Annotated in this window: 18 protein-coding genes; 8 read left to right on the forward strand and 10 right to left on the reverse strand. The window is 64.5% G+C overall.

Translation table 11 applies throughout. The annotated features are described in order from the left end of the window. Positions 1–7 precede the first annotated feature (7 nt). Genes BMI88_RS02585 through BMI88_RS02605 form a run of 5 tightly spaced genes read right to left on the reverse strand, consistent with a single transcriptional unit; the run spans position 8 to position 6199 of the window. Positions 8–2206, reverse strand: a complete 2199-nt coding sequence (locus tag BMI88_RS02585; protein ID WP_078545757.1) for a glycoside hydrolase family 2 TIM barrel-domain containing protein — start codon at positions 2204–2206, stop codon at positions 8–10. Between the two features lie 2 nt (positions 2207–2208). Then, the gene (gene dgoD, locus BMI88_RS02590) at positions 2209–3357 is read right to left on the reverse strand and encodes a galactonate dehydratase (RefSeq protein ID WP_078545760.1); all 1149 of its coding nucleotides are present in this window, start codon (positions 3355–3357) and stop codon (positions 2209–2211) included. Between the two features lie 27 nt (positions 3358–3384). Further along, positions 3385–4305 carry a Gfo/Idh/MocA family oxidoreductase gene (locus BMI88_RS02595; protein ID WP_078545761.1) on the reverse strand — a complete coding sequence of 307 codons (921 nt, stop codon included), beginning with the start codon at positions 4303–4305 and terminating at the stop codon, positions 3385–3387. Continuing rightward, positions 4302–5363, reverse strand: a complete 1062-nt coding sequence (locus BMI88_RS02600) for an ABC transporter ATP-binding protein (protein WP_078545764.1) — start codon at positions 5361–5363, stop codon at positions 4302–4304. Before BMI88_RS02600 ends, BMI88_RS02595 begins: the two co-directional genes overlap by 4 nt. Positions 5364–5395: 32 nt before the next feature. Continuing rightward, complete coding sequence (locus tag BMI88_RS02605; RefSeq protein WP_078545766.1) at positions 5396–6199, reverse strand: IclR family transcriptional regulator; 804 nt, start codon at positions 6197–6199, stop codon at positions 5396–5398. A gap of 127 nt (positions 6200–6326) precedes the next feature. Here BMI88_RS02605 and BMI88_RS02610 point away from each other — a divergent pair, with 127 nt between their 5' ends. The 7 genes from BMI88_RS02610 to BMI88_RS02640 all read left to right on the forward strand — a co-directional run bounded on the left by BMI88_RS02610 (position 6327) and on the right by BMI88_RS02640 (position 13829). Further along, positions 6327–7562, forward strand: coding sequence for an extracellular solute-binding protein (locus BMI88_RS02610; protein WP_078545768.1), 1236 nt, complete (start codon positions 6327–6329; stop codon positions 7560–7562). Between the two features lie 117 nt (positions 7563–7679). Next, complete coding sequence (locus BMI88_RS02615; protein ID WP_078520040.1) at positions 7680–8570, forward strand: sugar ABC transporter permease; 891 nt, start codon at positions 7680–7682, stop codon at positions 8568–8570. A gap of 1 nt (position 8571) precedes the next feature. Further along, the gene (locus BMI88_RS02620; RefSeq protein ID WP_078519897.1) at positions 8572–9417 is read left to right on the forward strand and encodes a carbohydrate ABC transporter permease; all 846 of its coding nucleotides are present in this window, start codon (positions 8572–8574) and stop codon (positions 9415–9417) included. Beyond that, positions 9414–11486 carry an alpha-galactosidase gene (locus tag BMI88_RS02625; RefSeq protein ID WP_078545770.1) on the forward strand — a complete coding sequence of 691 codons (2073 nt, stop codon included), beginning with the start codon at positions 9414–9416 and terminating at the stop codon, positions 11484–11486. Before BMI88_RS02620 ends, BMI88_RS02625 begins: the two co-directional genes overlap by 4 nt. Then, positions 11483–12373 carry a 2-dehydro-3-deoxygalactonokinase gene (locus BMI88_RS02630; protein ID WP_078545772.1) on the forward strand — a complete coding sequence of 297 codons (891 nt, stop codon included), beginning with the start codon at positions 11483–11485 and terminating at the stop codon, positions 12371–12373. The genes BMI88_RS02625 and BMI88_RS02630 overlap by 4 nt, the downstream gene beginning before the upstream one ends. Then, positions 12370–12978, forward strand: a complete 609-nt coding sequence (locus tag BMI88_RS02635; RefSeq protein WP_078545774.1) for a 2-dehydro-3-deoxy-6-phosphogalactonate aldolase — start codon at positions 12370–12372, stop codon at positions 12976–12978. The genes BMI88_RS02630 and BMI88_RS02635 overlap by 4 nt, the downstream gene beginning before the upstream one ends. Continuing rightward, entirely contained in the window at positions 12975–13829 is an 855-nt protein-coding gene (locus BMI88_RS02640) for an SMP-30/gluconolactonase/LRE family protein (RefSeq protein ID WP_078545776.1), read from the forward strand. The genes BMI88_RS02635 and BMI88_RS02640 overlap by 4 nt, the downstream gene beginning before the upstream one ends. Positions 13830–13913: 84 nt before the next feature. Here the strand turns inward: BMI88_RS02640 and BMI88_RS02645 are convergent, their stop codons facing one another. Continuing rightward, a complete protein-coding gene (locus BMI88_RS02645) occupies positions 13914–14384 on the reverse strand; it encodes an autoinducer binding domain-containing protein (protein ID WP_078545778.1) in 471 nt (156 codons plus the stop codon). 108 nt (positions 14385–14492) lie between these two features. On the opposite strand from BMI88_RS02645, the gene BMI88_RS02650 reads away from it, so the two are divergent. Then, positions 14493–15113: an autoinducer binding domain-containing protein gene (locus BMI88_RS02650; protein ID WP_078539936.1), complete on the forward strand. Its 621-nt coding sequence runs from the start codon at positions 14493–14495 to the stop codon at positions 15111–15113. 83 nt (positions 15114–15196) lie between these two features. On the opposite strand, the gene ugpC is transcribed toward BMI88_RS02650, so the two are convergent. From ugpC to BMI88_RS02670, 4 genes are read right to left on the reverse strand one after another with little or no spacing between them, the layout of a single operon-like run. Then, entirely contained in the window at positions 15197–16318 is a 1122-nt protein-coding gene (gene ugpC / locus BMI88_RS02655) for a sn-glycerol-3-phosphate ABC transporter ATP-binding protein UgpC (protein ID WP_078545780.1), read from the reverse strand. A 2-nt stretch (positions 16319–16320) separates the two neighbouring features. Further along, positions 16321–17214: a carbohydrate ABC transporter permease gene (locus tag BMI88_RS02660; protein WP_078545782.1), complete on the reverse strand. Its 894-nt coding sequence runs from the start codon at positions 17212–17214 to the stop codon at positions 16321–16323. Further along, the gene (locus BMI88_RS02665) at positions 17211–18092 is read right to left on the reverse strand and encodes a sugar ABC transporter permease (protein WP_078519888.1); all 882 of its coding nucleotides are present in this window, start codon (positions 18090–18092) and stop codon (positions 17211–17213) included. Before BMI88_RS02665 ends, BMI88_RS02660 begins: the two co-directional genes overlap by 4 nt. A 29-nt stretch (positions 18093–18121) precedes the next feature. Continuing rightward, on the reverse strand, positions 18122–19381 hold the full coding sequence (locus BMI88_RS02670) for an ABC transporter substrate-binding protein (protein ID WP_078545784.1): 1260 nt from the start codon (positions 19379–19381) through the stop codon (positions 18122–18124). Positions 19382–19395 lie beyond the last annotated feature (14 nt).

The raw sequence follows: 19395 nt of genomic DNA on the forward strand, positions 1-19395 counted from the left end.
TTGCCGCTTATTTCACCGTGATCTCGATTGTCTCGACCGTCTCACGAAGCCGCGCGGTCACCTTGATCGTGCCGCGGGTCCCCGTCAGGCGAATCCAGCAACCGGTCGCGCCGTCGGCGAGCACCGGACAGTCGGAGCCGATCAGCTTAGCCGGGCCTTCGACGGTGAGGTGAACGGGCTCGTTGAGGAAATGCAGCTTGTTGCCCGCCTGATCGCGCGCGCGGATCATCACGCGGATTTCCTCGCTCGGATCGGCCTCGGCCTCGGTGACATCGGGCGCCACTTCGAGCCGGTCGAACATCGCATCGGCGGGGAAGTCGCGCTCGATCACCAACTCGCCGTTGCGATAGCCGCGCAGCCGACCCGCATGCCAGCTCTCGCCCCAGGCGGTCACCTCGTCGGGGGTGAAATGGTCGTAATCGATGATAACTGGCGCGTGCGGCAGATGCGGGAAGCGGGTGCGATCAGGCCCGACGCGCTTGACCACATCGGCGTAGGACAGCTCCACCTCGTCGCAGTTCGTCAGCACGATCAGCGGGATCACCCCGCCGATATTGCGCTCGCCGCGCGACCAGACGGTGACCGGCTCCATCACGATCGCCTCGTCGGGATCGCGCTGGCTGGAATAGGCATAGGCCGCGAATTTCGGCTCGCGGAAGATCGACATCACGCCGTGATGGCAGATCCGGTCGCCCGCGCCGAAATCCTTGTGGGTGTTGTAGTCGAACATGCACCAGCCGATGCAGCCCGCAAGCCCGACATCGGGATCATGGGCGGCGTTGAGCACGTCGAGATGACGCAGCACATGCTCGTGCTGGCGATGCTCGGGGTCGCCCGCCTTGGTCGGATACATGTGCCCGTTATATTCGGTCACCAGATAAGGCACGCGCTTGGGCAGCCCCGTCACCTCCTGCTGGTCGCGCAAGCTCGTGCGCGGGCGGTTCGAGAAGGGCAGTTCGAAATCGCCAAGGATGAAATCGTTCATCGTGTAGACGTCTTCCAAGAGCTGGCTGTCGGTGATGCAGCGCACGCCGCCGGTCGGGCGCGTCGCATCCAGCTCATGCGCGAGGGCATTGGTGCGTTTGTAGAACGCTTCCGCATCGGGGCTCTCGTTGATCCGAACGCCCCAGATGATGATCGAGGGGTGGTTCCAGTCGCGCCGGATCATCCGCTCGACATTGGCGACGGACTCGTCCTGCCAGACATCGCCGCCGATATGCTGCCAACCGGGGATTTCCTCGAAGACCATGAGGCCGATCTCGTCGCAGCGGTCGAGGAAATAGGGGCTTTGCGGGTAATGCGAGGTGCGCGCGATGTTGCAGCCCAGATCGTAGCGCAGGATTTCCGCGTCGCGCTCCTGACTGCGCTTGCCCTGGGCATAGCCCGAATAGGGGAAGCTCTGGTGTCGGTTGAGGCCGCGCAGGACCACGCGTTTGCCGTTGAGGAAGAACCCCTCGGGCGTGAACTCCGCATGACGGAAGCCGAACCGCTGGGTGAGGCGGTCGCCGCTCTCAATCAGGATCAGCGTCAGCGTGTAGAGCGCGGGCGTCTCGACCGACCAGAGCGTGATGCCGCTGAGGCCCTCCAAGGTGATCTCGCCTGTGCCCTCGCCGCGCGCGATCTCGTGACCCTCGGCGTCCGACAGAACCGCCTCCACCGTGCCCGGCGCGTCGAGCTTGACCAGAACGCGCTTGGTCTCGGCCAGCACGTCGGGCGTCTCGATCTTCACGCTTGCGATATGGGCCTCCGGCAGCACCTCGAGCCACGCGTCGCGATAGATCCCGGCATAGGTGAGGTAGTCGATGCGGCCACCGAAGGGCGGAATCTCGGGGTTTTCCGAGCCGTCGATATGCACCGTCACCAGCGCCTTGCCGCCCTCGAACCGGTCCGTCAGATCGACGGTGAAGGGCGTGTAGCCATCGCGGTGCCGCAGCACTTCCGAGCCGTTCACATAGACCACGGCATCGGCCATCGCCCCATCGAACCGCAGCCGCACCAGCTTGCCCGCCCACGCATCGTCCCACGTGATCTCGCGCTGATAAGTGAAGGGGCGCTGGAACGCGGCTTCGTCGAAATAGCTCATTGGCAGGTCGGCGGCATTATGGGGCAGGGTGACAGTCTCGCCCTGCAGCGGCTCCGCGACCTTCGCCGCGTCGAAGCCTTCCGCGAAACTCCAGCCTTCGTTCAGTTTGCTGATCTCTCTCATGCTTACCACTCCGCGAAGCTGCCATCGGCATGGCGCCAGATCGGGTTGCGCCAGCGGTGCCCCTCGGCAGCCGCCTGACGGACTTTCTCTTCGTTGACCTCGACGCCGAGGCCGGGGCCCTGCGGGATCGCAACGAAGCCGTCGTCATATTCGAAGACCGACGGGTTGCTCAGATAATCGAGCAGGTCCGAGCCCTTGTTGTAATGGATGCCCAGCGACTGTTCCTGAATGAAGGCGTTGTAGCAGACCGCATCGAGCTGCAGGTTCGCCGCCAGCGCGATCGGCCCCAGCGGGCAATGCAGCGCCAAAGCCACATCATGCGCCTCGGCCATCGCCGCGATCCGGTAGGTCTCGGTGATGCCGCCGGAATGGCTGGGGTCGGGCTGGACGATATCGACGTAGCCGCCCTGCAGGATCGATTTGAAATCCCAGCGGGTATAGAGCCGCTCGCCCAGTGCGATCGGGGTGGAGCAATGGTTGGCGATCTCGCGCAGCGCCTCGGCATTCTCGCTCAGCACCGGCTCCTCGATGAACATCAGGTTGAAGGGCTCGAGTTCTTTCGCGAGCTGCTTGGCCATCGGGCGATGGACGCGACCGTGGAAGTCGACGCCGATGCCGAAATCGGGGCCCATCTCCTCGCGGATCGCCTGCACGCGCGCCAGCACGGCGTCGATCTTGTCGTGGGAGTCGATGAATTGCAGCTCCTCGGTGCCGTTCATCTTGACCGCCGTAAAGCCCCGGTCGCCGCACTCGCGCGCCATTCGCGCGGTGTCGCCGGGCCGGTCGCCGCCGATCCAGCTATAGACCCGGATGCGGTCGCGCTGCTGGCCGCCCAGAAGCGCGTGAACGGGTACGCCTAGCGCCTTGCCCTTGATGTCCCACAGTGCCTGATCGAGCCCCGCGATCGCCGACATATGGATGCCGCCGCCGCGATAGAAGCCACCGCGATACATCACCGTCCAGTGGTCCTGAATATGGCCGGGGTCCTTGCCGATCAGGTAGTCCGACAGTTCCTCGACGCAGGCGGCGACAGAGGCCGCACGGCCCTCCAGCACCGGCTCGCCCCAGCCGGAGATGCCCTCGTCGGTGGAGATTTTCACGAAACACCAGCGCGGCGGCACGATGAAGGTTTCGATGGCGGTAATTTTCATGACGGTCCTCAGGGTTAGTGGGCGCGATCAGGCGTCGAAAGGATCGGTGATCGCGAAACGTGCATTGATGAAGGCGTCTGCGACAAGCCGCATTGGTGCGAGGTCGAGATCGCTTTGGCCGGCGCGCACCAGATCGCGCATCCGGGCGTAGAGATTGGCGTATTCGCGGTTCTCGCCCGTGGCGATCACCTCGCCATCGACGCTGAACTCAGCGCCGCCCTTGTCGAGCATGGCTGTGCCGCGTTCGGTCTGAAGGGTGATGCGCCACAGCTCGTCGCCGGTTTCCCGCCAGTCGAAGGCTGCGGAGATCGGGGTCTCGCCCGCGCGCATCTCCAGATCAGCGGCGATCGGAGTCTGGCGGCCTTGCGGGATGCTCAGCGCCGCCGCTGTCAGCCGCACCGGCTGGCGCAGGATGCAGGTCAGGATCGAGAGCGCGTTGATGCCGGGATCGAAGACCCCGAGCCCGCCCGGTTGCCAGATCCACTCCTGCCCGGGATGCCACTTGCGTACATCCTCGCGCCAGTCGATCCGGATCTCAGAAATCTCGCGCCCGGCGAGCCATTGGCGCGCCGCGTCCACGGCTGCCGCCTCACGCGAATGCCAGGTCGCGAAGATCGTCAGCCCCGCCTTGGCTGCGGTCTCGCGCAGCGCCTCGACCTCGCTCAACGTCATGCCGGGCGGCTTTTCGAGCATCAGGTGACGACCCGCACGCAGCACTGCCATCGCCTGATCGAACCGCCCCTGCGGCGGGGTGCAGAGCGAGACGGCGCCGATCTCAGGCTCGGCGTCCAGCATCGCGCGGAGGTCGGGATAGCTCGGCAGGTCGGGCAGGGTGGCATTGCGGCTCGCGATGGCGGCGAGATGCACGCCGCCCGTCTCCGCAATCGCGGGAAGGTGCTGGGCGCGCGCAATCGCTCCCAGCCCCACGAGGCCGATGGCAAGGCTCATCCGCGCACCCGTGCGCCCGTGCTGGTGTCGAACACATAGACCGAAGCCGGATCGAAGCTGAGCCCCGTCTTGCCGCCGACCGCGCCGTGGAGGCGTTGATCGGTCTCCACGACCACCCGCTCGCCAGTGGTCGCGTCGAGATGCGCATAGCTGACGCCGCCAAGGTTCTCGGCCATCTCGATGGTGAAATTGTCGCCCGTATCGCCCAAGCGCAGCGCGTTGGGGCGGATTCCGATTTCCAGCTTCGTGCCGTTCGCGGGCAAGGCAACGGGGCTGTCGACGCGTTGCCCCAAGGCGGGCACGTCAAGCTGACCCTCCACCACGGTCGCGGCGAGGAAGTTCATCGAAGGCGAGCCCATGAAGCCCGCGACGAAGCGATTGTCGGGATCGTCGTAAAGCTCCATCGGGCTTCCGACCTGTTCGATATTTCCCGCGCGCAGCACGACGATCTTGTCGGCCATCGTCATCGCTTCGACCTGATCGTGGGTAACGTAGATCATCGTTGCCCCGATCTCACGGTGCAGACGCGCGATCTCGGCGCGCATCTCGACGCGCAATTCGGCATCGAGGTTCGAGAGCGGTTCGTCGAATAGGAACACCTCCGGGCCCCGTGTGATCGCGCGGCCGATGGCCACACGCTGGCGCTGACCGCCAGACAGTGCGGCAGGCTTACGGTCCAGAAGCGGCTCGAGCTTCAGGATCCGCGCGGCTTCTTGAACCTTGTCGCTGATCTGGGCCTTTGGATGGCCGTTCATCTTCAACCCGAAGCCCATATTCTCGCCCACCGTCATATGCGGGTAGAGCGCGTAGGTCTGAAACACCATCGCGATGCCGCGCTCGGCGGGTTCGGCCTTCGTGACTTCGCGCCCGCCGATGCGGATTGCGCCGTCCGAGGTCTCCTCCAACCCCGCGATCATCCGCAAAAGCGTCGACTTGCCACAGCCGGACGGCCCGACGAAGACACAGAATTCCCCCGGGTCGACCGTCAGATCGACGCCGTGGATCACCTCCGCATCGCCAAATCTCTTGACGATCTTCTCCAATGCGACTCCGCTCACGGGGTCTCCTCCCTGTTTTTACGCGCCGGGGTTCAGTCGGCGCGTTTCTGTTCCGGAAAGCGCCAGTCACTGGCCGCTTTCGCGATCTTCTCCGCTGTCTCGAGGATCAGCGGGGCATAGGTTTCGAGTTGTTTTTGACCGTCGGGCTGGCCCGAGGTGATCGAGAGCGCGCCCAGAACGCGGCCCTGCGGCGACAGGATCGGAGCGGCGATGCAGCGGATGCCGGGCTCGTGCTCCTCGTCATCCCAGGCAAAACCGCGCTTGCGGATGTTCTCCAGCTCGGCGCGCAGGCTCGTCGCGTCGGTCAGGGTGTGTTCCGTGAAACGATGAAAGCTCTGCCGCGTCAGCGCATTCTGCAGCGCATCCTCCGGCAGATAGGCGAGCATCGCCTTGCCCACGCCCGTGCAATAGGCCGGACCGACCTTGCCCGATTGCGAGAACATCTCGACCGGGCGCGAGGCGTTGCGCTTGTCGACATAGAGCACCATGCCCTGATCGAGCTGCGCGAGGTGCAGCGTCTGACCGGTCTCCTTCGACAGTTGGTCGAGGTAGGGCGCTGCGATCGGCGCAAGCGAACTTTGCGCCCAGGCGGCATGAGCAAGGCGCACGAGGCGCAAACCCGGCCGATAGGTCTGACGATCCTCGTCGAAGGCGAGCATGCCCTGGTTCGTGAGCGTCTGCACGAAGCGATACAGGGTCGCCTTGGGCAGATCGCAGACCGGCAGCAACTCGGCGAAACGCACGGGGCGGCCGAATTCGGCAACGCGGTCGAGCACGGCCAGCGTGCGTCCAACCGTGCCGTCCGATTTCTCCGGCTTGGGCGTGGCGTCGTTCATGGGCTCCTCCTCAGGGCTGTTGACAGGATGAGAGATTCGCGGCAGCATTTCAATATGTAAAACACGGTTTCAATATTTGGAACTAAAATCATTGATCCGTGGGCTACTGAAACGGGAGGAGAACCGAATGAATATCCTGAAAACCACCGCGCTTGTGGCGCTGATGGGCTCTATCGCCATTCCGGCGATGGCGGAGCAGCGCGTGCTCAAGCTCTTCACCGACGCGTCCGATCCGGCCCCGAAAGCCGCGTTCGAACAGCTCGTGAAAGGCTTCGAGGCTGAAAATCCGGATGTGAAGGTCGAGGTGAACACCTTCGATCACGAGGGCTACAAGACCGCGATCCGCAACTTCCTGACCGCCGACAGCCCCGATCTGGCGAACTGGTATGCGGGCAACCGCATGGCGCCCTTCGTCAATGCCGGGCAGTTCACCGATGTGTCCGATGTCTGGGAGGAGAACGGGCTCAAGGACAGCCTCGGCTCCGCGCTCAAGTCGATGACCATCGACGGCAAGCAATGGGGCGTGCCCTATACCTACTACCAGTGGGGCATCTACTATAACAAAGACGTCTACAAGAAGGCTGGGGTAGACGTGCCCAAGACCTGGGACGAGTTCATCTCGAACTGCAAGAAGTTCAAGGAGATGGGCGTCGACTGTCTGACCACGGGCACCAAGGCGCTGTGGCCGGCAGCAGGGATCTTCGACTATCTCGACCTGCGCACCAACGGCTACGACTTCCACATGAAGCTCACCAGCGGCGAGATTCCGTGGACCGATGACCGGGTGAAGGCCGTCTTCGCCGAGTGGAAAAAGGTTCTGCCCTACACCACGAAGAACGTCGCCGCGATCGACTGGCAGGATGCGGTGTCGAACATCGTGCAGGGCAAGGCCGCGAACTACGTCATGGGCAACTTCGCCGTCGCCACCTTCAAGGATGGCGGGATGACCAATGACACGCTGGGCTTCATGGACTTCCCGACGATCAACCCGGATATCCCGCGCGCCGAAGAAGCGCCGACCGATACGATCCACATCCCGGCAGGCGCGAAGAACAAAGCGGACGCCAAGAAGTTCCTCGCCTATGTCGCGAAGGCCGATGTGCAGACCAAGATGAACGAAGAGCTCGGTCAGCTGCCGATCAACAAGAACTCTTCGGTGGGCGACGATCCCTATCTGCAGGCGGGCTTCAAGATCCTGTCCACGGCCGATGGTGGCATCGCGCAGTTCTTCGATCGTGACGCACCGGCTCAGATGGCGAAGGCGGGCATGGAAGGCTTCCAGGAATTCATGGCTTATCCCGACCATCTCGACGCAATCCTCGAGCGCCTCGAGAAGGTGCGTCAGCGCGTCTACAAGAACTGATCCTCCCCGAGGGGCGGTGCCTGTTGCAGGGTGCCGCCCCTTCCTGTTTTTCCAGATCCGAGGAGTGCGACGATGACCGTCTCACCCGCTATGTCCGAGCCGCGCGCGGAGACCGGCATGCCCGCACCGCGCCGCCGCCGGTTGAACCGAAAACTTGCGCCCTGGCTGTTTCTCGCCCCCGGCGTGCTGATGTTCCTGATCTACGTGCTGATCCCGATCGGCGAGTCGATGTGGATCTCGTTCTTCCAATGGGACGGGCTGAGCGCGAAGACGTGGGTCGGGCTGTCGAACTATCTCGAGCTGCTCGATGACGACGCTTTCTACACCAGCCTCAAGAACAACCTGATCTGGCTGGTGCTCTATATGCTGGCAATCCCGTTCGGGCTGTTCATCGCGCTTTTCCTGAACCAGACCGTGCGCGGCATCCGGATCTACAAATCGCTGTTCTTCTTCCCATTCGTGATCAGCCAGGTCGTGGTCGGCCTGATCTTCTCGTGGTTCTACGCGCCCGGCTTCGGGCTGTTCTTCGAGTTGACGAAATGGCTCGACGGGACCGGGATTGCGATCCTCGCGAACCCCAACACGGTAACCTACGGGATCATCGCCGCCGGTCTGTGGCCGCAGATCGCCTATTGCATGATCCTCTATCTCACCGGTCTGAACGCGGTCGCGCCCGACCAGATCGAGGCGGCGCGTCTCGACGGGGCGAAGGGCATCAAGATGCTCTGGTATGTCGTGCTGCCGCAACTGCGCCCGGCCACCTTCATCGCGGTTGTCGTCACCGTGATCGGGGCGCTGCGCAGCTTCGATCTCGTCTCGATCATGACCGATGGCGGGCCCTTCGGCTCCTCACGGGTGCTGTCTTACTACATGTATGAGCAGGCGCTTTCGGAATACGGCTATCGCATGGGCTACGGCGCGGCGATCGCGGTGGTGCTGTTCGCGATCATGATGATCTTCATTTCGGGCTTCATCTGGAAGATGTGGCGCGACGAAAGGGGCCTGTGAGATGTTTCCCAAACCCATTCAATCCATGAGCCCCGCCGCCCGGCTGACCTATCAGATCGCCCTTCCGGTGATGCTGGTGGTCTGGCTGCTGCCGCTTCTGGGCGTCGCCGTCACGTCGATCCGGCCCTCCAGCGATCTCGCGCAGGGCAACTACTTCGGCATACCGTCCTATCTGGCGTTTTCGAACTATCTCGACGTGTTCAAGAACTCGCCCTTTGCGAGCTACATGCTGAACTCATTCAAGGTGACGATCCCGACGGTGATCGGGGCGGTGGCGCTGTCGTGTCTCACGGGCTTTGCGCTCGCGGTCTACAAGTTCAAGGGCAACCTGCTGATCTTCTTCATCTTCGTGGCGGGGAACTTCGTGCCCTTCCAGATCTTGATGGTGCCGGTGCGCGACCTGACGGTGAAGATGGGGCTTTACGACACGATCACGGGGCTCGCGCTGTTCCATGTCGCCTTCCAGACCGGGTTCTGCACGCTCTTCATGCGCAACTTCATCAAGGCGCTCCCGAAAGAGCTGATCGAGGCCGCCCGGGTCGAGGGCGTGGGCGAATGGCAGATCTTCTGGCATATCGTGCTGCCCTTGGTGCGGCCCGCGATCGCGGCGCTGTCGGTGCTGATCTTCACCTTCATCTGGAACGACTATTTCTGGGCGACGGTGCTAACCACGGGAGCCGATACCCAGCCGATCACCGCCGGGTTGCAATCGCTCAACGGCCAATGGGTCGCGGCGTGGCAATTAGTGTCGGCGGGCTCGATCCTTGCCGCGCTGCCGCCAGTGGCGATGTTCTTCCTGATGCAGAAACACTTCATCGCAGGGCTGACGCTCGGGGCGGTGAAATGATCCGCACATGGCATTTGCAAGACGCCCGCCAGAGCCTCGTTCTGGCGGGTCACGACGACCGGCTTCCCGAGATCGTCTATTGGGGCGCGGCGCTGCCCGAGGGGGAAGACCTTGCGGGCTTGGCCGCGGCGAGCCTGCCGGATGTCACCGGCGGGATGCTCGACCGCGCGCCGGAGGTCTCGATCTGCCCCGAGGCGAGCCAGAGCTTCCCCGGAGAGCCGGGTCTGATCGCGCGCGACGGGGCAGGGCGGCCTTTGCGGCCCGCCTTCCGCTTCGCGTCGGAAGAGCTTCGCGAGGATCGGCTCACGCTGGTCTATCGCGATGCGGCGTCGGGCGTGAGCTACAGGGCCAGCTTCGCGCTCGACGCCGACACCGGACTGATTGCAGCGCGGGCCGAGCTGGAGAGCGATGCGCCGATCACGCTTCATTGGCTTGCCGCCCCGGTTTTTCCCGGCCCGCAACTGGCCGACGAGATGCATGAATTTTCCGGCCGCTGGATCGGTGAGTTCCAGATCGAGCCGACCCCGTGGCGTCCCGGCCAGCGCGTGCGTGACAATCATACCGGTCGCACCGGGCACGAGCATTTTCCGGGGCTGATCCTGCCGTCGCGCGGTGCCACCAAGACCCAGGGCGAAACCCGCGCCTTCCACTACGGCTGGTCCGGCGGGCACCGGATCGTTGCCGAGGAACTGCCCGACGGGCGGCGCCAGATCCAGTTCGGCCACGCCAGCGGCTCCGAGCCCATGCCCGGCACCCATTTCAAGACCGCGACGCTGTATGCGGCCTTCTCGGAGGCGGGGTCGAATGGCTGCGCGGTCGCCTTCCAGCGCCATCTGCGCAAACGCGCCCCTTGGGACAAGGCGCGCCCGGTGCATTACAACTGCTGGGAAGCGGTCTATTTCGACCACGATCTGGCCGAGTTGAAATCCATCGCGGGGCGCGCCGCAGCACTTGGCGCGGAGCGTTTCGTGCTCGACGATGGCTGGTTCGGCAAGCGTGACGACGACACCACTTCGCTGGGCGACTGGACGGTCGATCCGCGCAAATATCCCGATGGGCTGACGCCGCTGGTCGATCATGTGCAAAGCCTCGGGATGGAATTCGGCCTCTGGTTCGAGCCCGAGATGGTCAACCGCGACAGTGACCTCGCGCGCGCCCATCCCGACTGGCTGCTGGGTCCGGAGGATCAGATCGAAGGCCGCCAGCAGCGCGTGCTCGACATGGCCAACCCGGCGGTGCGCGATCATCTTTTCGCGGCGATCGACGCGGTGCTCTCGGCCTATGCGATCTCTTACGTCAAATGGGACCATAACCGGGTGCTGCCGCATCCCGATGCCGCGCAGGCGCGCGGCCTCTACGATCTGCTCGACCGGCTCCGCGCGGCCCATCCGGGCGTGGAGTTCGAAAGCTGCGCCTCGGGCGGGGGGCGGATCGATTTCGGTATCCTCGAGCGCACCGGCCGGGTCTGGCTCTCGGACAGCAACGATGCTCTCGAACGCCTGCGCATCCAGCATGACGCGGCGCTGTTCCTGCCGAGCTGCGTCACCGGCTCCCATGTCGGTCCGCGCCATTGCCACACCTCGGGCCGGGTGATCGACATTCGCACCCGGGTCTGGGTCGCGGCGCAGCGCCATATGGGTTTCGAGATGGACCCACGCGAGTTGACCGCGGAGGAGGCCGAGGTGCTGACCTCCGTCACCCGCTGGTGGAAGGACAATCGCGGCTGGCGGATGCGCGCGGATATCCTGCGGCTCGACAGCGCCGACCCGGCAGTGATCGCCGAATTGCAGCTGGCCGAGGATGGTAGCCGTTTCGTGGCCTTCGCAGGTCAGGCGGCAACCTCTGCGCAGATCCTGCCGCGCCCGCTGCGGCTGACCGGGTTGGACCCGGCGGCGCGCTACCGGTTGCGGTTGATCACCGCGGAAGATCTGCCCCGGTTGTCGCGTGGGACGCCAGCGCTCAAGACCGGACCGATTACGCTCAGCGGGCAAGCGTTGATGGGGCAGGGGCTTACCCTGCCCTGGACCTTCCCCGAGCGCATTCACGTGATTGAAGGAGAAAGACTATGAGTGACGCGGCTCCCGACTGGATCGCCGCCGATTGGGGCACGACGCATCTGCGTGTCTGGGCGATGCGCGGGCGCGAGGTGCTCGACCGACGGAGCTCGGAGCAGGGGATGGGCAAGCTCTCCCCCGCCGCGTTCGGCCCGGTGCTGGAAGACGCCGTCGCGGGCTGGGGCGCGGCCCCGGTCGTGACCTGCGGCATGGTCGGCTCGCGTCAGGGCTGGGCCGAGGCGCCTTACGCGCCGGTGCCCTGCGCTGCCCAGCCGCGCCTCGTGCGGGTGCCCGATCACGCGGCGCGCCCGGTCTATATCGCTTGCGGCCTGCGTCAGGACAGCCCGCCCGACGTGATGCGCGGCGAGGAGACCCAGATTGCGGGCTTTCTGCTGCGCACGCCCGATTTCGAGGGCACGATCTGTCTGCCGGGCACTCATACGAAATGGGTGGCCCTGCGCGCGGGCCGGATCGAGCGGTTCCGCAGTTGCATGACCGGCGAGATCTACGACCTGCTCGCGCATCGCTCGGTGCTGCGCCACACGATCGGGGAAGGCTGTCAGGACATGGCAGCTTTCGACGCAGCGGTGGCGGAGGCGCAGGCCGATCCGGCGGCAGCCTATGGCGCGCTGTTCGCGCTGCGCGCCGGGGCGCTTCTGGGCGCGCAATCGCCCGAGAGCGCCGCCGCGCGCCTGTCGGGGCTGCTGATCGGCTGGGAGCTGTCCGCCACGCGCGATCTCTGGCAGGGCCAGCCCGTCGCGCTGATCGGAAGCCCTGTTCTCAGCCCGCTTTATACCCGGGCGCTGGCCGGTTGCGGCATCCAAGCTGCCAGCCATGACGCCGAAGACGTGACCCTTGCGGGGCTCTATGCCGCGCGCCAGACCATCGGAGCTGACACATGAGCCGACCCATCATCGCCATCCTGCGCGGGATCACCCCCGCTGAAGCCCTTCCCGTCTGCGAGGCGCTGATCGCCGAGGGCGTGACCCGGATCGAGGTGCCGCTGAACTCGCCCGATCCGCTCGACAGTATCGCCGCGATGGTGGAGCGCTTCGGCTCCGATGCGCTGATCGGGGCGGGGACGGTCCTGACGACCGATCAGGTCGCCGCCGTCGCCGCGACCGGCGCGAAGCTGATCGTCTCGCCCAATTGCAACACCGAGGTGATCGCCGCCTCGAAAGCCGCCGGGCTGCAGAGCTTTCCTGGCGTGATGACCCCAACAGAGGCCTTCGCGGCGCTTGCCGCTGGGGCGGATGGGCTCAAGCTGTTTCCGGGCGAGCTGATCGGGCCGATTGGTCTCAAGGCGATGCGCGCCGTGCTGCCGCCCGAGGTGCCGCTTTATGCGGTGGGCGGTGTCTCGGCCGAGAACATGCGCGAGTGGCACAAGGCGGGCGCGGCAGGCTACGGCATCGGCTCGTCGATCTACAAACCCGGCGACAGCGTGGAGACCGTTTCCGAGAAGGCCCGCGCGCTGGTCGCCAGCTATGACGAGGCCTGCACGGCATGAGCTTCGAGATTTACGACGACCGCGCCTGTTTCCTTGGCGAGGGGCCGTTCTGGCATCCCGAACGTAGCCAGTTGTTCTGGTTCGATATCCTCGCGGGCCGGATTCTCAGTCGCGACGCGACCGGGCCGCGCGAATGGGCGCTCGGTCAGATGGCGTCCGCCGCGGGCTGGGTCGATGCCGAGACGCTGGTGATCTCGACCGAGACCGGGCTGCGCCGCTTCGACATCGCTTCGGGCGCGCATGAGCCGCTCGCCGCGATCGATGCCGACAGCACCGCCACCCGCTGCAACGATGGCCGCGCCGATCCGATGGGGGGCTTCTGGGCCTCTACGATGGGCAAAAACGCGGAGACCGGCGCGGGGGCGATCTACCGCTATTTCGCGGGCACGGTGGAGCGGCTCTTTCCCGAGATTACGATCCCCAATTCGATCTGTTTCGCGCCGGACGGCCGGCGCGCCTATTTCGCCGACACCCCGACCGGAAAGATCATGACCGTCCCGCTCGATGCGCAGGGCTGGCCTGCGGGTGCGCCGGAGATATTCGTCGATCTGAGCGCGGAGGGCGTGAATCCCGATGGCGCGCAGACCGATGCCGAGGGCGCGCTCTGGAGCGCGCAATGGGGGGCAGGGCGCGTGGCGCGCTACCTGCCCGACGGGCGCTTCGACCGGGCGATCGCGGTGGGCGGACGGCACAGTTCCTGTCCCGCTTTCGGCGGAGCGGAGTTCACGACGCTCTTCGTGACCACGGCTCAGGAAGGGATCGAGACGCCCGACGCCGCGCAGGGCCGCGTCTATTGCGCCCCCGCCGGGATTGCAGGGCGACCCGAGCCCGCGGTGCGCCTGAACGGCTGATCGCAATGTGTGCAGCGGAGCTCGGGCGAACACAGCGCGGGCTTGCTGCGCTTTCTCGGGGACGATCCGGCTTTCCGGATCGTCTCAGAAACGGAGCTCAGACCGGAGCCGCTCCAACTCGCCCTCGGGCAACGACTCGACACCTTTCGTCATCTCGTGAAGCTCTTCCAGGAGCGCTCGGGCTTCCTCGGCCTCAGCGTCTTCGATCTTCCGCGAAGGGTGTGTGAAAAATCCAGCGGACCGGGAGGTCTCCCCGATCGCGATGGCCTTCCCGAAGCGCAGGCCGAATTCGGCGGCCTGACCGAACACATTGCTCTCGTCTTGATCCGCGAGCTCGGACCAATCACAAATACCTGTATGGGTCATCGCCCACTTGACCGTCGGATCGACGAATACGAGGCCGTTTGCGGTGTAGAAATTCATCCATTCTTGTGGATATGTCTGGTAGAGCAGCGTAGGATTGGCAAAGCGAATATGCAGCCCTAGGGCGAATTTCCAATCCGATACTTCACCCAGAAGTTGCAAGCTCTGGCGCATTTCATGCACGTCGATCATGCAGCTATCCTTGTATAAACTTGACAGAAATTCTTGACCAAAACGCCGCGGCACTAGCTTGGCCTAATTGAGCTCTCCTCTTTGGTGACTATAAATCCCTCGGAGGGAATGGAAGATCGAAACGACACGATGCTAAGTGATTTTCAAAGTCTTTTCGCTGAACGCGCTCCAGCCGGTTGCTACATTGCATTGCGGGCGGGTTTCTTCGCGCCTGAGGCCGAGTTGAACCTGTTTCCGGCTGACTGGATCAATCATTATACCTTTTCTGGACTGGCGCTGGCCGACCCGCTGTTGCGTTGGTGTCAGGAAAATTCGGGCTATGCGCGATGGAAGGACATCGACAGCTTCGTCGGCACGGACTTCATGCGCGACTATCGGAAATTTGGCTTCGAATTCGGAAGTGTCGTGTCGATCCATGGGACGGAGGAGATGCCGAAGCGGAGCCTTGGGATCTTCGCGCGCGCTGACCGGGAGCTGCACGTCTCCGAGATGGAAGAGATCGAGACGGTGCTGTCGCGCATCCATGCAGCCGAGCCCGAGATGCCGACAGAGGCGCAGATGCAGGCCCTTCAACTCTATTCCAAGGGCTATCTGCACAAGCAGGTCGCTCACGAATTGCAGCTCTCCGTCGGCGGGGTAAAGGCCCGTCTAAGGGGCGCTGCGGACCGCCTCGGTGCCAAGACATTGAGAGAAGCTGCGAGCATCGCCGCAAGTCGCGGCCTGCTCTAAGCTTTGACGCTCCACCGGGTTTCCTCTTGCGAAGACGATAGCCGAACGCCGCGTTGCGCCAATCGGCGAGAGGAAGGCCCGCCTTATAGCCGCAGGCCGGTCTCGGCATCGAAGACCTTGGCCTTGCCCATATCGACCTCGAAGCTGAAGGGCGCGCCCGGGGGCAGGGCATCCTCCGGGCGGACCCGGGCGATCACCTCGATCTCGCCAAGGGCGAAGACGATCATCGTGTCGGGGCCTGTCGGCTCGACCAGATCGACCGGGCGTTCGAAGACGAAACGGTCGGGGCCGGGCAGTTCGGTCCCGGCCATGAAGATCGCCTCGGGTCGGAGCCCAAGAACGACCTTGTGTCCATCGGGTGCGGTGACCCGCTCGGTGAACCTCGCAGGCAGGGGAAAGCGAAGCGCCCCCGCCGTGCCCTCGGCCACCTCCACCGAGAGCGCGCCCGTCTGCGCATCGCGCCGCAGGGCACCGGGCAGCATGTTCATCGACGGCGAGCCCATGAAGCTCGCGACGAAGAGGTCCACCGGATCGTCGTAGATCTCTCCGGGTTCGGCCACCTGACGGATATGGCCGTTATCCATCACCGCGATCCGGGTCGCCAGCGTCATCGCCTCGATCTGGTCGTGGGTGACATAGACGACGGTCTTGCCCAGCCGCTGGTGTAGCTTCTTGATCTCGGTGCGCATCTCGATCCGCAGCTTGGCGTCGAGGTTCGACAAGGGTTCGTCGAACAGGAACACCTCGGGCTTGCGCACCAGCGCCCGGCCCATCGCGACGCGTTGGCGCTGGCCGCCCGAAAGCTGACCGGGCTTGCGGTCCAGATAGGGGTGGATCTGCAGAAGCGTGCTGAACTCCTCGACTGCGGTGGCCTGTTCGGCGCGCGGGACGTGGCGGGTCTGCATCCCGAAGGTGATGTTCTCGCGCACCGTCTTGGTCGGGTAGAGCGCGTAGGACTGGAACACCATCGCGATGTCGCGGTCGCGCGGCGGGGTGTCGTCGACCAGCCGCCCGGCGATCTCGATATGGCCGTCGCTCAGCGTCTCGAGCCCGGCGATCAGGTTGAGCAGGGTGGACTTGCCGCAGCCCGAGGGCCCGACGAGGACGATGAACTCGCCCGCCTCGATCTCGAGGTGGATGCCCTTGATCACCTCGTTCGTTCCGAAGCGTTTGCGCACGCCCTGAAGAGAAATTCCCGCTGCCATTGCTACCCTTTCACCGCTCCGGCCGAGAGCCCGCGCACGAACCAAGCTCCGGCGACGACATAAACCGCCAGCGTCGGCAGCGCCGCGATGATCGCCGCGGCCATGTCGACATTGTATTCCTTCACCCCGGTCGAGGTGTTCACCACGTTGTTGAGCGCCACCGTCACCGGGTTGCTGTCGCCGATGGTGAAGGCCACGCCGAACAGGAAATCGTTCCAGATCTGGGTGAACTGCCAGATCACGGTCACCACGATGGCCGGCAGCGACATCGGCAGCACGAGCCGGAAGAAGATACCGAAGAAGCCCGCCCCGTCGACCTTCGCCGCCTGAATGATGCCGCTGGAAACCCCGATGAAGAAATTGCGGAAGAACAGCGTGGTGAAAGCGAGGCCATAGACCGTGTGTACGAGGATCAGCCCCGGGATCGTGCCCGCAAGGCCAAGCTGGCCCAGCACCCGCGCCATCGGCAGCAAGATCACCTGAAACGGGATGAAGGCGCCGAACAGCATCAGCGCGAAGATCGTGTCGGCGCCGCGAAAGCGCCACTTGGTCAGCGCATAGCCGTTGAGCGCGCCCAGTATCGTCGAGATCGCTACCGCCGGCACGGTCATCATCACCGAGTTCCACATATAGGGTGCCAGCCCGTTGCAGCGCACGCCCACGCAGGCGCTGTTCCACGCTTTCTCCCAGGCGCTGAAGTCGAACTCTTTCGGCAGGCTGATCAGCGAGCCCTCGCGGATCTCGGTCAGCGATTTCAGCGAGGTCGAGATCATCACCAGAAGCGGGATGAGGTAGTAGATGCAGAACACCCCGAGCACGGCGAACAGCACGGCGCGCATCAGGCTGTGATGCAGCCCCCGGCGCTGGACGATCCCGCTTGCGTTGCGCCCGCTCATCCGCTGGTCTTCCTCAGTTCCGAGTAGAGATAGGGCACGATGATCGCGATGACCGTCATCAGCATCATCGTGGCGCTCGCCGCCGCTACACCCAGCTCGCTGCGCTGGAAGGCGAAGGAATACATGAAGGTGGCGGGCATGTCGGTCGCATAGCCCGGGCCTCCGCCGGTCAGCGCGATCACCAGATCGAAGCTCTTGATCGCGAGATGGGCGAGGATGATGACGGTGGACAGGAACACCGGCCGCAGCATCGGCAGCACGATCCCGGTATAGGTGCGCCACAGCCCCGCGCCGTCGATCGCCGCCGCTTTCAGGACCTCGTCATCGACCGAGCGGAGCCCGGCCAGAAACAGCGCCATCGCGTAGCCGGAGCTTTGCCAGACGGCTGCGATCACCACCGTGTAGATCGCGTAATGAGAGTTCACCAGCCAGTCGAAACTGAAATTCTCGAAGCCCGCCTGATGCATCAGCCGCTCCAGCCCGAGGCCGGGGTTCAGCATCCATTTCCAGACTGTACCGGTGACGATGAAGCTGAGCGCCATCGGGTAGAGGTAGATCGTGCGGATCACCCCCTCGATGCGCACTTTTTGGTCGAGCAGGATCGCCAGCAGGATGCCGATCGCCATCGAGATCGAGATGAACAGGCCCGAGAAGACGAAGAGATTGCGGATCGCCACATACCAGCGTGGCGTCTCCCAGAGCCGGACATATTGGCTCAGCCCGTCGAACTCGTAGTTGGGCATCACTCCTGACCGGGTCAGCGAGATATAGGCCGTCCAGAGGATGAAGCCGTAAACGAAGAACAGGCTCGCCGCGAAAAGCGGCGAGACCACGATCGCGGGCAGGCGCCGTTCCAGCGCCCGCCCGAACCTTGCCATGGGCCCCGTGCCTCCGGGCATTGCAGGCCCTAGTTTTCCTGCGCGCGCTTGATCGCGGCCGCAAGTTGCTTGACCGCGTCCTCGGAACTCATGTCAGAGTTGAAGAAAGCGGTCACGAGATCGAGGAACTCACCCCGCACCGAGCGCGGCACCGCCATCTCATGCGCCATCGACGGCACCAGCGTGTCGTTCTCGATCGCCGCCAGCAGGTCTTCATGCGAGCGCTTCGCGCAGGCGTCGAAATCGTCGAGCGGCACGTCCGTGCGCGCCGGGATCGACCCCTTGGCGAGGTTGAACACCTTCTGGAACTCGGGCGACATGATCAGTCGTGCAAGCACTTTCTGACCCTCGATACGGTCCTCGCCCTCCACCTTGAAGAAGGTGAAGCTGTCCGAGTTCAGCACGAAGCCCTTGCCCGGCGTGGGCCAGCACAGGAAATCCTGTTCCGGTACTTTGCCGGCGGCAAGGAATTCGCCCTTCGCCCAGTCGCCCATGATCTGGAAACCGGCCTCGCCGCGCATCACCATCGCGGTCGCGAGGTTCCAGTCGCGTCCCGAGAAGTTCGGATCGACATAGCCGCGCAGCTTGCGCAGCTGGTCGAAGGACTTGACCATCATGTCCGAGGTCAGAGCCTCCGGATCGAGCTCCACCAGCGCCTTGCGGAAGAAATCGGCGCCGCCGATGCCAAGCACCACGTCCTCGAACAGCGTCGCGTCCTGCCACGGCTGACCACCATGGGCGAGCGGCACGATGCCTGCCGCCTGCAGCTTGTCGGCGGCCGCGTTGAACTCGTCCCATGTCGTGGGCATCTCCTCGACGCCTGCCTTTTTCAGCGCCTCGGGGTTGGCCCACATCCAGTCGACTCGGTGGATGTTGACCGGCGCGGCGACGTATTTGCCCTGATATTTCATGATCTCTGCCAGCGCCGGCGGCAGGACCGAGTCCCAGTTGCCTTCGTCCGCGACGGACTGGACGTCGTTGAGCGCGCCTTGCTCGGCCCATTCCTGAATGCCCGGCCCCTTGAGCTGGACAGCCGTCGGCGGATTGCCGGCCACGACGCGGGCGCGCAGCGCCGTCATCGCGGCATCGCCGCCACCGCCCGCGATCGGCGAGTCGATCCATTCGCCGCCCTCGGCCTCGAAGGCTTTCTTCAGTTCTCCGACGGCCTTGGCCTCGCCGCCCGAAGTCCACCAGTGCAGGACCTCGACCGTGCCATCCGCCCGCGCGACGCTCGCGGAAAGCGCGCCAGCGACGCTTACCGCCGCCATCATGGCTTTACAAATATGCATGTTTTCCTCCTCCT

It is taken from the genome of Thioclava sp. F36-6 (genome assembly GCF_002020305.1).
Lineage (GTDB): Bacteria > Pseudomonadota > Alphaproteobacteria > Rhodobacterales > Rhodobacteraceae > Thioclava > Thioclava sediminum.

Excerpts from the sequence above, each read along its gene's own strand:
- BMI88_RS02625 (WP_078545770.1), top strand. The coding sequence starts at position 9,414 with ATGATCCGCACATGGCATTTGCAAGACGCCCGCCAGAGCCTCGTTCTG.
- BMI88_RS02640 (WP_078545776.1), top strand. The coding sequence starts at position 12,975 with ATGAGCTTCGAGATTTACGACGACCGCGCCTGTTTCCTTGGCGAGGGG.
- BMI88_RS02610 (WP_078545768.1), top strand. The coding sequence starts at position 6,327 with ATGAATATCCTGAAAACCACCGCGCTTGTGGCGCTGATGGGCTCTATC.
- dgoD (WP_078545760.1), bottom strand. The coding sequence starts at position 3,357 with ATGAAAATTACCGCCATCGAAACCTTCATCGTGCCGCCGCGCTGGTGT.
- ugpC (WP_078545780.1), bottom strand. The coding sequence starts at position 16,318 with ATGGCAGCGGGAATTTCTCTTCAGGGCGTGCGCAAACGCTTCGGAACG.
- BMI88_RS02605 (WP_078545766.1), bottom strand. The coding sequence starts at position 6,199 with ATGAACGACGCCACGCCCAAGCCGGAGAAATCGGACGGCACGGTTGGA.
- BMI88_RS02615 (WP_078520040.1), top strand. The coding sequence starts at position 7,680 with ATGCCCGCACCGCGCCGCCGCCGGTTGAACCGAAAACTTGCGCCCTGG.
- BMI88_RS02630 (WP_078545772.1), top strand. The coding sequence starts at position 11,483 with ATGAGTGACGCGGCTCCCGACTGGATCGCCGCCGATTGGGGCACGACG.
- BMI88_RS02665 (WP_078519888.1), bottom strand. The coding sequence starts at position 18,092 with ATGGCAAGGTTCGGGCGGGCGCTGGAACGGCGCCTGCCCGCGATCGTG.
- BMI88_RS02670 (WP_078545784.1), bottom strand. The coding sequence starts at position 19,381 with ATGCATATTTGTAAAGCCATGATGGCGGCGGTAAGCGTCGCTGGCGCG.
- BMI88_RS02660 (WP_078545782.1), bottom strand. The coding sequence starts at position 17,214 with ATGAGCGGGCGCAACGCAAGCGGGATCGTCCAGCGCCGGGGGCTGCAT.
- BMI88_RS02635 (WP_078545774.1), top strand. The coding sequence starts at position 12,370 with ATGAGCCGACCCATCATCGCCATCCTGCGCGGGATCACCCCCGCTGAA.
- BMI88_RS02620 (WP_078519897.1), top strand. The coding sequence starts at position 8,572 with ATGTTTCCCAAACCCATTCAATCCATGAGCCCCGCCGCCCGGCTGACC.
- BMI88_RS02595 (WP_078545761.1), bottom strand. The coding sequence starts at position 4,305 with ATGAGCCTTGCCATCGGCCTCGTGGGGCTGGGAGCGATTGCGCGCGCC.
- BMI88_RS02645 (WP_078545778.1), bottom strand. The coding sequence starts at position 14,384 with ATGATCGACGTGCATGAAATGCGCCAGAGCTTGCAACTTCTGGGTGAA.
- BMI88_RS02585 (WP_078545757.1), bottom strand. The coding sequence starts at position 2,206 with ATGAGAGAGATCAGCAAACTGAACGAAGGCTGGAGTTTCGCGGAAGGC.
- BMI88_RS02650 (WP_078539936.1), top strand. The coding sequence starts at position 14,493 with ATGGAAGATCGAAACGACACGATGCTAAGTGATTTTCAAAGTCTTTTC.